At 62.5% G+C, this 11581-nt stretch carries 12 protein-coding genes and 2 pseudogenes; 7 read left to right on the top strand and 7 right to left on the bottom strand.

Annotated features, from left to right (window positions below):
- The 3 genes from OQK_RS31455 to OQK_RS18210 form a co-directional block, all read right to left on the bottom strand.
- Positions 1-511 (bottom strand): pyridoxal-phosphate dependent enzyme (locus OQK_RS31455; protein ID WP_038861058.1); only part of this gene is annotated, 511 nt, incomplete at its 3' end.
- 208 nt (positions 512-719) lie between these two features.
- The gene (locus OQK_RS18215) at positions 720-2144 is read right to left on the bottom strand and encodes a histidine kinase sensor domain-containing protein (RefSeq protein WP_016773642.1); all 1425 of its coding nucleotides are present in this window, start codon (positions 2142-2144) and stop codon (positions 720-722) included.
- Positions 2131-2853: a response regulator transcription factor gene (locus OQK_RS18210; RefSeq protein WP_016773641.1), complete on the bottom strand. Its 723-nt coding sequence runs from the start codon at positions 2851-2853 to the stop codon at positions 2131-2133. The genes OQK_RS18215 and OQK_RS18210 overlap by 14 nt, the downstream gene beginning before the upstream one ends.
- Positions 2854-3059: 206 nt before the next feature.
- On the opposite strand from OQK_RS18210, the pseudogene OQK_RS18205 reads away from it, so the two are divergent.
- Both OQK_RS18205 and OQK_RS18200 read left to right on the top strand, forming a co-directional pair.
- Positions 3060-5812: pseudogene (locus OQK_RS18205) on the top strand (response regulator).
- Between the two features lie 81 nt (positions 5813-5893).
- Positions 5894-6883 (top strand): 2-hydroxyacid dehydrogenase, encoded by a 990-nt coding sequence (locus OQK_RS18200; protein ID WP_016773640.1) that lies wholly within the window; start codon positions 5894-5896, stop codon positions 6881-6883.
- A 6-nt stretch (positions 6884-6889) separates the two neighbouring features.
- Here the strand turns inward: OQK_RS18200 and OQK_RS18195 are convergent, their stop codons facing one another.
- Entirely contained in the window at positions 6890-7348 is a 459-nt protein-coding gene (locus OQK_RS18195; protein WP_016773639.1) for a hypothetical protein, read from the bottom strand.
- Positions 7349-7482: 134 nt separating this feature from the next.
- On the opposite strand from OQK_RS18195, the gene OQK_RS18190 reads away from it, so the two are divergent.
- Positions 7483-7917, top strand: coding sequence for a hypothetical protein (locus OQK_RS18190; protein ID WP_016773638.1), 435 nt, complete (start codon positions 7483-7485; stop codon positions 7915-7917).
- Complete coding sequence (locus tag OQK_RS18185; RefSeq protein ID WP_016773637.1) at positions 7917-8321, top strand: META domain-containing protein; 405 nt, start codon at positions 7917-7919, stop codon at positions 8319-8321. The genes OQK_RS18190 and OQK_RS18185 overlap by 1 nt, the downstream gene beginning before the upstream one ends.
- 145 nt (positions 8322-8466) lie before the next feature.
- On the opposite strand, the gene OQK_RS18180 is transcribed toward OQK_RS18185, so the two are convergent.
- Positions 8467-8931, bottom strand: a complete 465-nt coding sequence (locus OQK_RS18180; RefSeq protein ID WP_016773636.1) for a TlpA disulfide reductase family protein — start codon at positions 8929-8931, stop codon at positions 8467-8469.
- A 113-nt stretch (positions 8932-9044) separates the two neighbouring features.
- Between OQK_RS18180 and arsC the strand changes: the two genes are divergently transcribed.
- The 3 genes from arsC to OQK_RS18165 are packed head-to-tail and all read left to right on the top strand — an operon-like array spanning position 9045 to position 10416.
- Positions 9045-9398, top strand: a complete 354-nt coding sequence (gene arsC / locus OQK_RS18175; protein WP_016773635.1) for an arsenate reductase (glutaredoxin) — start codon at positions 9045-9047, stop codon at positions 9396-9398.
- Complete coding sequence (gene wrbA, locus OQK_RS18170; RefSeq protein ID WP_016773634.1) at positions 9395-9991, top strand: NAD(P)H:quinone oxidoreductase; 597 nt, start codon at positions 9395-9397, stop codon at positions 9989-9991. The genes arsC and wrbA overlap by 4 nt, the downstream gene beginning before the upstream one ends.
- Positions 9991-10416, top strand: a complete 426-nt coding sequence (locus tag OQK_RS18165) for a DUF2069 domain-containing protein (protein ID WP_016773633.1) — start codon at positions 9991-9993, stop codon at positions 10414-10416. The genes wrbA and OQK_RS18165 overlap by 1 nt, the downstream gene beginning before the upstream one ends.
- A gap of 135 nt (positions 10417-10551) precedes the next feature.
- On the opposite strand, the gene OQK_RS18160 is transcribed toward OQK_RS18165, so the two are convergent.
- Both OQK_RS18160 and OQK_RS18155 read right to left on the bottom strand, forming a co-directional pair.
- Positions 10552-11226, bottom strand: coding sequence for a DNA-3-methyladenine glycosylase I (locus OQK_RS18160; RefSeq protein WP_016773632.1), 675 nt, complete (start codon positions 11224-11226; stop codon positions 10552-10554).
- Positions 11227-11307: 81 nt separating this feature from the next.
- Positions 11308-11581: pseudogene (locus OQK_RS18155) on the bottom strand (tRNA 2-thiocytidine(32) synthetase TtcA); the annotation flags it as partial.

The raw sequence follows: 11581 nt of genomic DNA, 5'->3' as shown, positions 1-11581 counted from the left end.
TGATGCTGCCCTGGGTCTGACGCCAGATTTCCGGGCCGGTGGTGGTGTAGTGCGCTTCGGGGTTGTCGCCATTGGCGAACTGGTCGAGCACCTTGCCACGGCCTTCGGCTTCCATACGCTGGGCCAGATCACGGGCGCCTTCCATGCCCTCTTCCTGAGTCACCAGGATCAGCTCGGCACCGTAAGCGGTCATCGCTGCCTTGCGCTCGGCACTGGAGTTGTCCGGCATGATCAGGATCATCTTGTAACCCTTGATCGCAGCGGCCATCGCCAGCGCGATGCCGGTGTTGCCGGAGGTCGCCTCGATCAGCGTATCGCCGGGATTGATCTGCCCGCGCAACTCGGCGCGAGTGATCATCGACAACGCCGGGCGGTCCTTGACCGAACCCGCCGGGTTGTTCCCTTCGAGCTTGAGCAAAAGGGTGTTGCTGGTGGCGCCGGGCAGGCGCTGCAAACGCACCAGCGGCGTGTTGCCGACGCAATCGGCGATGGTTGGGTACTGCAAGGTCATGGCGTATTCGCAATCCAGACGTGCGGGGGCGCCTATCATACCGGCAAACCCGCGCAGGCCATATCACGCAAAGTGCGGTGCTTATGGTTTATGGGAATAAGGCACAAAAGTCTCACCAGTGGTGAGACATTTAAGTTCGCCAGACTTCATCTGCAGCGATGCGGATGGCCTCATCGCTGGCAAGCCAGCTCCCACAGAGACCGAGTCTTCACACGATTTGTGTTTGGCAGAAACTCCCTGTGGGAGCTGGCTTGCCAGCGATAGCGCCAGTCGGTGCGACACCATCATCCGCCAGCAAGCGCAAATTCAACCGCAGCCCCTCCCCGGTATTTTCCGCCCAGAGCAACCCGCCCTGGCGCTGCACCGCGTTGCGGGCAATGCTCAAGCCCAGGCCAAAGCCACCATCCCCGGGCCTTGAGCCGTCCAATCGAATGAACGGCGAAAAGATTCGCTGCAGATCTTCGTCAGCCACGCCGCCGCCCTGATCCTCCAGCCACAAATGCCAATACTCGCCATCGCGCCGTGCATCGAGCCGCACGATGCCGCCCTCGGGCGAGTGACGAATGGCGTTGCGCAGGATGTTTTCCAGCGCTTGCGCGAGGGTATTGAGGTTGCCGCGCACCCAACACGAAGCTTCGACCGAGCATTGCAATTGCAGGCTCGGCCAGCCGCTTTCATAACAGGCGTTGTCGGTGAGCATTTCCCACAGTGCCTGAATCTGGATCGCTTCATCCGGCAACGGCGAGCGGTCGGTGTCGAGCCAGGCCAGTTGCAGGGTGTCTTCGACCAAACGTTGCATGCCGTCGACCTCGCGGCCGATGCGCTCGCGCAATTGCGCCAAGCCCTGTTCGCTTTCACTGGCCACGCGCAGGCGGCTCAGCGGCGTGCGCAGTTCGTGGGACAGGTCGCGCAACAATTGCTGCTGCAAGGCGACCGTGGTTTGCAGGCGCTCGGACATGGAATCGAAGGCCCGCGCCAGTTCACCGAGTTCGTCCGGGCGCTGGGTGATGCCGCTCGACAGGCGCACATTCAACTGGTCGGCGCGCCAGGCGTTGGCCTGTTCGCGCAGGTTGTTCAGCGGCACCACCAACAGGCGGTACAAGCCGACGCAGAGCAACAGGGTGAACAGCCCGGGAATCACGCCGTTGGTGATCACCCGCCAGAACACCCGGTACTTGCCCGGGACAAAACGCTCGGGCAATTCAATGACGAGAATGCCGACGGCCGGATCCTGCGGGAACGGCACCCGCAGCCAAGGTCGGCCCTTCTTGTGGATCGGCCAGTCGAGGCCGCGCAAAAAGGTCAGGTGCTGCACCTCCGCGGCGTTCAACGGCTGGCTGCTCAGCGACTGCAAATCAGCGCCGATCACGCCGACCCAACTGGCCTCGCGCAATTCCATGCTCTGCAACCAGTCATCGACGCCATTGCGCCCGCCGCGCTGCCACGCCTGTTCGGCTTGCGCGGCGTAACGGCTGAGGGTGCTGCGCGCGTCACTGGAGAGGAACTGATTGCGCTCCTCCATGTAGCGGCCCCACGACCAGCTCAACCAGATCATCAGCAGACAGAACGCCACCAGCAGGCACGCCAGTTTCCAGAACAGCGAATGCCGCCCCGGCAGTTCAGACAGTTTCATCGGCGCCGCTCAAGACGTAGCCCTTGCCCCACACCGTGCGCACTTCGCGCTCGGTGTAACCGATGGCTTTGAGTTTGCGGCGGATCTGGCTGATGTGCATGTCGAGGCTGCGGTCGTGCGCCGCAAAGCCGCGTTGCAGGACGTGCTGATAAAGGAAGGCCTTGCTCAGCACCTCCTCGTTGTTGCGGTGCAGGGTTTCCAGCAGACGGAATTCGCTGCGGGTCAGCCCGGCCGCTTGCTCGCGGAAAAACACATCGCACTGTTCGTCATCGAAACGCAGGGCGCCGCTGACCACCGCAGCGGTAACCGCAGGCGGGCGCCGATCCAGCGCCACGCGGCGCAGGATCGCTTCGATGCGCACATGCAACTCGGCCATGCTGAACGGCTTGGGCAGATAGTCATCTGCACCGAGGCGAAAACCGCTGATGCGATCGGCCTCGGCACCCAGCGCCGACATCAGCAGCACCGGCGTCGAATGGCTCTGCCGCAATTGCGTCAACAACTGCAGACCATCGAGCCCCGGCAGCAGAATATCCATCAGCACCACGTCGAAAGGCTGGCACTGGGCGATGTTCAGACCTTCCTGGCCGTTCTGGCACCAGGTCACCTGAAAACCGCTGCGGCCCAGATGCTCGTGCACATACGCGCCGAGGACCGGATCGTCTTCAATGGAAAGGATGCGTGGCTGGCCAACGGAAACAGGAGTCATGAGTATCTGCAAGTAATTCTCAGTTGGCGGATTATTCAAGATTGTCCGACAGCGGGCAACACAAGCTTGGCCTGTCGGACGAACGAGTGCGTGGGCGGCGCTGCATTTTCCGCAAGATTGCCCGCCTGCAAATCGCTACACTGCGCCCATGTCGCGTGCCGGATGCACGCATGTGTCAACAGATCAGCGGGATGCGGGAGATAGGCGTGCTCAAGAAACTGGGAATCAAAGGTCGCGTGCTGTTGCTGACCTTGTTGCCGACCAGCCTGATGGCGCTGGTGCTGGGTGGCTATTTCACCTGGACGCAGCAGACCGACCTGCACAGCCAATTGATGCAGCGCGGCGAAATGATCGCCGAGCAACTGGCGCCACTGGTGGCCCCGGCGATGGGTCACGGCGACGCCGATCTGCTTGAACGCATCGCCACCCAGTCCCTTGAACAACCCGACGTGCGCGCGGTGACTTTCCTCGCGGCGGATCGCTCGCCACTGGCCCACGCCGGCCCGACCATGCTCAATCAAGCGCCAAGCGGCGACAGCGCGCTGCTGCAACGACGCAGCGGCAATGACGCGACGCGCTACCTGATGCCGGTGTTCGGCAAGCATCGCAACCTCGCCGGCGAAATCATTCCCGAAGAATCCGAACGCCTGCTCGGCTGGGTCGAGCTGGAGCTGTCGCACAACGGCATGTTGCTGCGCGGCTATCGCAGCCTGTTCGCCAGCCTGCTGCTGATCGCCGCCGGACTTGCCGGCGCCGCCCTCCTCGCGTTGCGCATGGGCCGCACCATCAACCGTCCGCTGAGCCAGATCAAACAAGCGGTTGCGCAACTCAAGGACGGTCATCTGGAAACCCGCTTGCCGCCGCTCGGCAGTCAGGAACTGGATGAACTGGCCTCCGGCATCAACCGCATGGCCGGCACCCTGCAGAACGCTCGCGAAGAATTGCAGCACAGCGTCGATCAGGCCACCGAGGACGTGCGGCAAAACCTGGAAACCATCGAGATCCAGAACATCGAACTGGACCTGGCGCGCAAAGAAGCGCTGGAAGCCAGCCGGATCAAATCCGAGTTCCTCGCCAACATGAGCCACGAGATCCGCACGCCGCTCAACGGCATTCTCGGCTTCACTCACCTTTTGCAGAAAAGCGAACTGACCCCGCGCCAGCTCGACTATCTGGGCACCATCGAAAAGTCTGCCGACAGCCTGTTGGGAATCATCAACGAGATTCTCGACTTCTCGAAAATCGAGGCCGGCAAACTGGTACTCGATCACATTCCGTTCAACCTGCGCGACCTGTTGCAGGACACCCTGACCATCCTCGCCCCGGCGGCGCACGCCAAGCAGCTTGAGCTGGTCAGTCTGGTCTATCGCGATACGCCGCTGTCGCTGGTCGGCGATCCGCTGCGCTTGAAGCAGATCCTCACCAATCTGGTCAGCAATGCGATCAAGTTCACCCGCGAAGGCACCATCGTCGCCCGGGCGATGCTCGAAGACGAACACGAAGACAGCGTGCAACTGCGCATCAGCATCAGGACACCGGCATCGGTCTGTCGAGTCAGGATGTGCGCGCGCTGTTCCAGGCTTTCAGTCAGGCCGACAATTCGCTGTCGCGCCAACCCGGCGGCACCGGGCTGGGGCTGGTGATTTCCAAGCGCCTGATCGAGCAGATGGGCGGCGAGATTGGCGTCGAGAGCACGCCGGGCGAGGGCTCGGAATTCTGGATCAGCCTGAGCCTGCCCAAGACTCGCGACGACGCCGAAGACCTGCCCGCCGCGCCGCTGCTCGGGCGCCGTGTGGCGGTGCTGGAAAATCACGAACTGGCGCGTCAGGCCTTGCAACATCAGCTGGAAGACTGCGGACTGCAAGTTACGCCGTTCAATACTCTGGAGAGCCTGAGCAATGGCGTCACCGGCGCGCATCAGACCGATCAGGCGATCGATCTGGCGGTGATCGGCATCACCAGCAACGACATGCTCCCGGAACGCTTGAACCAGCACATCTGGGACCTCGAACATCTTGGCTGCAAAGTGCTGGTGCTGTGTCCGACCACCGAACAGACGCTGTTTCACCTGTCGGTGCCCAACCCGCACAGCCAGCTTCAGGCCAAACCGGCGTGTACGCGCAAATTGCGCCGGGCGCTGTCCGATCTGGTCAATCCGCGCCAGACCCGCAGCGAACCGGGCGAGCCGCTGTCCAGCCGTGCGCCGCGCGTGCTGTGTGTCGACGACAACCCGGCGAATCTGTTGCTGGTGCAGACCCTGCTCGAAGACATGGGCGCCCGCGTGCTCGCGGTGGAAAGCGGTTACGCGGCCGTCAAAGCCGTGCAGAGCGAATCTTTCGATCTGGTGTTGATGGACGTGCAGATGCCGGGCATGGACGGTCGCCAGACCACTGAAACCATTCGCCAGTGGGAAAGCGAGCGGCATTGCACGCCGCTGCCGATCGTCGCCCTCACGGCCCACGCCATGGCCAATGAAAAACGCGCGCTGCTGCAAAGCGGCATGGACGACTACCTGACCAAACCGATCAGCGAGCGGCAACTGGCGCAGGTGGTGTTGAAATGGACCGGGCTGGCCCTGCGCAATCAGGCACCTGAGCGCAGCGGCGACAGCGCGGCGAGTCAGCAGGAACTGCCGGTGCTCGATCACGAAGAAGGCTTGCGTCTGGCAGCGGGCAAAGCGGATCTGGCGGCAGACATGCTCGCCATGCTGCTGGCCTCGCTGGAAGCCGACCGCGAAGCGATTCGCGCCGCCCGTGACAGCCACGACCAGAATGCCCTGCTCGAACGCGTGCACCGTTTGCATGGCGCCACCCGTTACTGCGGCGTGCCACAACTGCGCGCCGCCTGCCAGCGCAGCGAAACCCTGCTCAAGCAGGACGATCCGAAAGCCGCCGCCGCACTGGATGAACTGGAGCGCTCGATCAATCGACTCGCGGCGCAGGCGCGCATCAGCGCCTGATCCACGGCAAGGCACGGCGCGCGCAAAGCGCTACAGTTGTCGCGGGCCGTTGCGGCCCGCGTCGATGTTCCAGGAGGATTCATGCGCACGATCATTTTCAGCAGCCAGACCTACGACCGCGACAGCTTTCTCGGCGCCGACTGCCCGGCCGGGCTCGAACTGCACTTTCAAGCAGCGCGACTGAGCCTCGATACGGCGGCGTTGGCCGAGCAGCACGAAGTGGTCTGCGCGTTCATCAATGACGACCTCAGCACCCCGGTGCTCGAGCGCCTCGCTGCCGGTGGCACGCGGCTGATTGCCCTGCGTTCGGCGGGTTACAACCATGTCGACCTGCCGGCGGCGAAACGCCTCGGCCTGGCCGTGGTTCGTGTGCCGGCCTACTCGCCGCACGCCGTGGCCGAACATGCGGTGGCGCTGATCCTCGCCCTCAATCGTCGCTTGCATCGCGCCTACAACCGCACCCGCGAAGGCGATTTCAGCCTGCATGGCCTGACCGGTTTCGATCTGGTCGGCAAAACCGTCGGCATCGTCGGCACCGGGCAGATTGGTGCGACCTTCGCGAAAATCATGCACGGCTTCGGCTGTGAATTGCTGGCCTACGATCCGTGTCCCAACCCCGAGGTGCTGGCCCTGGGCGCACGTTATCTGAGCCTGCCGGAATTGCTCGCGCAGTCGCGGATCATCAGCCTGCATTGCCCGCTCAACGAGCAGAGCAAGCACCTGATCAACCGCAACTCACTGGCGCACATGCAGGCCGGGGCGATGCTGATCAACACCGGGCGCGGCGGGCTGGTCGACACGCCGGCACTGATCGACGCGCTGAAGGACGGCCAACTCGGGTATCTGGGGCTGGATGTGTACGAGGAAGAGGCGCAGCTGTTTTTCGAGGATCGCTCCGATCTGCCGTTGCAGGACGATGTGCTGGCGCGTCTGCTGACGTTTCCCAACGTGATCATCACCGCGCATCAGGCGTTTCTGACCCGCGAAGCATTGGGCGCGATTGCCGCGACCACCCTGCACAACATCGCGACCTGGGCGGCAGGTGCGCCGCAGAACCAGGTCGAGGGTTGAACGGTTTTACTTGGACAGCGAAGACGCCAGGATCAGCAAGCCCAGCCAGCCGAACCCGAGCAGGCGCTGCTTGCTGGAGTGGCCGTTGCGCAGCAGAAACCAGACGAAAAACGCCGGTAGCAGAAACACCATGATTTTCAGCCAGCCTTCCACCGGGCGACTGCCATCGGGATTGAGCGGTTGCTGCTCTTCGCGGGCCTGTTCCGCAGCCTGCTGACGACGGCGACGCCCCGCCGCTGCCGGCATCACTTTGGGTAAAGGCTCGGACACTGGCGGCGCAACCGCCTCGGGCACTGCGTTGTTGCGTGGCAGGCTGCCGAAGGAAATCGTCGAGGCTTGCACCGGTACCGCCGTCGATTGCGCCTGCATGGCGGCATGTTCGGCCATCGGCGCGCCGCAGTGAATGCACACCAGCGCTTCGGAACTGATGCTCCGCTTGCATTCATAACATTCGATCAGCGCCATGTTCCGTTCCTTCAGATTCGGGGGCCGGCAGTTTGCCATGACTGTCGGCGCATTTGAACCGGATCGAAGGTCGCACGCGTGCATCATTCTGCAATCGAGCCCGTGCTAGCATGTCGCGCATATTTGGAGGACCCATGGTCGAACACGATTTCCGCTACACCCTGATGAACCCGCAACACACCCTCACCGAATGCCGCGCCCTGGTTCCAGGCCGCTATCAGGTGACCGGCAACGGTGGCTCGATCCGTATCGGCGATGCCCTGTTGGTCACGCTCAAAGGCAGCAAGGATTTGTCCATGCGCCTGACCGTCGACACTGTGCGCCACCTGATCAATCCGCCAGGCCAATGGACCGCGATGACCACAGGCCCGGTGTTCGGCGAACTGGCCATTCACACCTGGCAGGTCAACTGCGACAGCTGCGCGAAAGAGCTGAGCTTCGAATTCGCCGTGGATGCCAAACTCGGCAAGTCCGCCGAGAAACCTGCCGCCACCGCGCGCATCGCCGAGCTGGGCTGGAAAGCCGTCGGCGACAAGCACCTGTGCCCGAAATGCCAGGAGCCTGCGTGATGAAACGCCTCGCCCTGACCGCACTGATCGGTGTCGGCCTGGTCGGTTGCGCCGCAGAGCCGGTGCAACTGCAGCACAACCGCAGCTACATTCTGGAATGGATCGGCGAGCGGCCACTGATGGATTACAGCCATCTGACCGTGACCCTTGGCGATGACGGCCGCGCCTACGGCAACGGCGGCTGCAACCATTGGTTCGCGCCTTACACGCAGGACGGCGACAAGCTGAGCTTCGGCAAAATCGGCAAGACCCGCAAGCTCTGCGCCCCGGCGTTGATGGAGCAGGAACAACGCTTTTTGCAGGCGCTGGAAAAAGTCGAGCGCTGGGACATTTCGCCCATCGAGCAGATACGCTTCTGGCCTGCTCAAGGCAAACCGTTGCGCTGGTGGCTGGAAGAGGGCTGAGCCCCTTCTACGCCCGCAGGGGTCACCTGTGGCGAGGGGATTCATCCCCGTTGGGTCGCGAAGCGGCCCTCTGCGCAGTTCCAGGCGAACTGCAAATTCAGGGCTGCTACGCAGCCCAACGGGGATGAATCCCCTCACCACATGTTTACTTGTTCCGCAACGCCTCCAGCTTCGCCATCACCCCCGCCGCCGTCTGCTCACCCAGCAACTGCTCACGCACCTTGCCCTTGTCATCGATGATGAACGTCACCGGCAGCGCCTCACTGCGCGGCAGGTCGAACAGCTCGGCCGGATCCTGCGCGAGCACGGTGAACTTGATGCCGAGCTTTTCACTCGCCTCTTTCAATTCCGCGCCCTGCACATTGTCGAAGTTGACCCCGAACACCCCGACATTCTTGCTCTTGAGCTCATCAGCCAAATGATTCAGCTCAGGAATTTCCGTGCGGCACGGGCCGCACCATTCAGCCCAGTAATTGAGCACCACCCACTGCTTGTCCAGACGTTCGGACGCTACCTTCTGGCCGTTCTGGTCGATGCCGTAATCATTGCCGCAGCCCCCCAGCATCAACGCCCCGAGAATCGTCAATGCCGCTGCCAATCGCCGTGTCATGTCGTGTTCCTTGTGAAAATTCGAAAGCGCCTGCGACCCATCGCCTCTGACGGTTCTGGATTGCGCGCCGCACAGTTAGAATAGCCGCCACTTTACGCCAGAAGCGACCCGCCATGACCGATCTGACGCTTTATCACAATCCGCGCTGCTCGAAATCCCGCGGCGCGCTGGAACTGCTCGAAGCCCGCGGCTTGACTCCGACTGTCGTGCGCTACCTGGAAACGCCGCTCAGCGCCACGCAGATCAAGGCCCTGCTCGGCAAGCTCGGGATCAGCGCGCGGCAGCTGCTGCGCAGCGGTGAAGAGGAATACAAAACCCTGAACCTGGCCGACGCCAGCCTCAGCGAGCAGCAGCTGATCGACGCCATCGCCGCGCACCCGAAACTCATGGAGCGGCCGATTCTGGAAGTCGGCGACAAGGCCGTCATCGGTCGCCCACCGGAAAACGTGCTGGAGTTGTTGCCATGAGCACGCCGTACATTCTGGTTCTCTATTACAGCCGCAACGGTTCGACCAACGAGATGGCCCGGCAAATCGCCCGTGGCGTCGAGCAGGCCGGAATGGAAGCGCGTCTGCGCACAGTGCCGGCGATTTCCACCGAATGCGAAGCGGTGGCGGCGGAGATTCCCGCTGAGGGCGCGCTCTACGCAAGCCTCGATGATCTGAAGAACTGCGCCGGCCTCGCCTTGGGCAGTCCGACGCGTTTCGGCAACATGGCCGCGCCACTCAAGTACTTCCTCGACGGCACCAGCAACCTCTGGCTGACTGGCGCGCTGGTCGGCAAACCGGCCGGCGTGTTCACCTCCACCGCCAGCCTGCACGGCGGTCAGGAAACCACGCTGCTGTCGATGATGTTGCCGCTGTTGCATCACGGCATGTTGATCACCGGTCTGCCCTACAGCGAATCGGCCCTGCTCGAAACCGAGGGTGGCGGCACGCCTTATGGCGCCAGCCATCACGCCGGTGCCGACGGCAAGAACGGTCTCGACCAGCACGAAGTGGCGCTGTGTCGCGCACTCGGTCTGCGCCTGGCAAAAACCGCGCAGAAACTGGTGGGCTGATGGCGAAGAAGCCGAAAGTCCTGCCCTCGATAGAGTGGCTTGAGCCACGGGTCAAGGCGATGCGCGTGCTCAGCCTGCTGAGCTTTTTCGCCCTCGCCGGTTTGCTCGCTGTTTATTACCTGCTGTTCGCCGACCTGCATGGCGCGCGGCCTTGGGTGATTCTGCTGGTCGAGCTGATCCCGTGGCTGGTGCTCGCCCCGGCGATGATCATGGGCAGCGCCCGTGGCCATTCGTGGATGTGTTTTGTGGTGAACCTGTATTTCATCAAAGGCGCCCTGGCGGCGTACGACCCCAACCGGCAGCTGTTCGGCCTGCTGGAAATGGCCGCGAGCCTGGCGGTGTTCTGCTCGGCGCTGTTGTATGTGCGCTGGCGCTATCAGTTGAATCGCAAATTGGCGGGTGAAGGCGAGATCAGCGTCGCCTGAACAACCGCCATCAGTTGCTACACCGATCGTTCCCACGCTCTGCGTGGGAATGCATCCAGAGACGCTCTGCGTCTCAGGGACGCTCTGCGTCCCGGGCGGCGTTCCCACGCGGAGCATGGGAACGATCGGATTGACTCAATGGTTGACGGTGTAGGCAAGCATCATCGAAATCTGGCTCATCGGCCGTCCGCCGCTCTGTTCGTGCCATTGGTTGAAGGCGTTTTGCACCGTTGCCAGATCACGCTGGCTGGTCGGCACTTTGTCGACGATCTTCTGCGCATTCAGCGCCGCAACCACGTCGTAGCTCGGCACGAACGTGTCCTTGCCGACCATGCGCAAAAAGCGCGGCGCCGACAGCCCGCCGAGTTGGTGGCCGTGCTTTTTCAGGTAGGTCCACAGGCCGACGATATCGGTCACCGGCCAGTCGGCGATCAGCGCGCCGAAGCTGCCCTTGTCCTTTTCCACATCGAGAATGAACTGCGCATTGCGCGGCACGCTTTTCAGTTTGCCGAGGTGGCGGATGATCCGCGCGTCCTGCATCAGGCGCTCAAGGTGTTCGGCGCTCATCAGCACGACTTTTTCCGGATCGAACTTGAAGAACACTTCTTCGAACGCCGGCCACTTGGCGTCGACCAGGCTGTGCTTGAGCCCGGCGCGAAAAACCCGCAGGGCCATGGTCGAGAGGTAGCGGTCGTCGCGGATTTTGCGCAGTTGTGCGGGGGTCTTGGGAACGGGCAGATGGGCTTCCAGTTCAGCCGCCGAACCGAAACGGTTCAGACAGTATTCGTGCAGCCACTTGTAATCGCGCATGCCCTCTCCTGAGGTTTGGAAATGAATAACCCATGCAGAAGCTGTCCCCTCAACCACAGGGCTCGCTTCTACAGGTTGTGTTTACAGATTGACGACATTGACGAAACGCGAAGCCGCGGTCTCGTCGATCTTCAGGCTGGTGAAGTCGAACAGGTTGCGGTCGGCCAGTTGCGACGGCACCACGTTCTGCAGGCTGCGGAAAATCGATTCGGTACGGCCCGGGGTCTTGCGGTCCCAGTCCTGGAGCATTTCCTTGACCACCTGGCGCTGCAGATTTTCCTGCGAGCCGCAGAGGTTGCACGGGATGATCGGGAATTGCTTGAGGTCCGAGTAGGCCTGAATGTCCTTCTCGTTG

The sequence above is a fragment of the Pseudomonas sp. R62 genome (assembly GCF_000257605.1).
GTDB lineage: Bacteria > Pseudomonadota > Gammaproteobacteria > Pseudomonadales > Pseudomonadaceae > Aquipseudomonas > Aquipseudomonas atacamensis.
The sequence above is the reverse complement of the archived record's forward strand: the minus strand, read 5'-3'. Positions and strand labels throughout refer to the sequence as shown.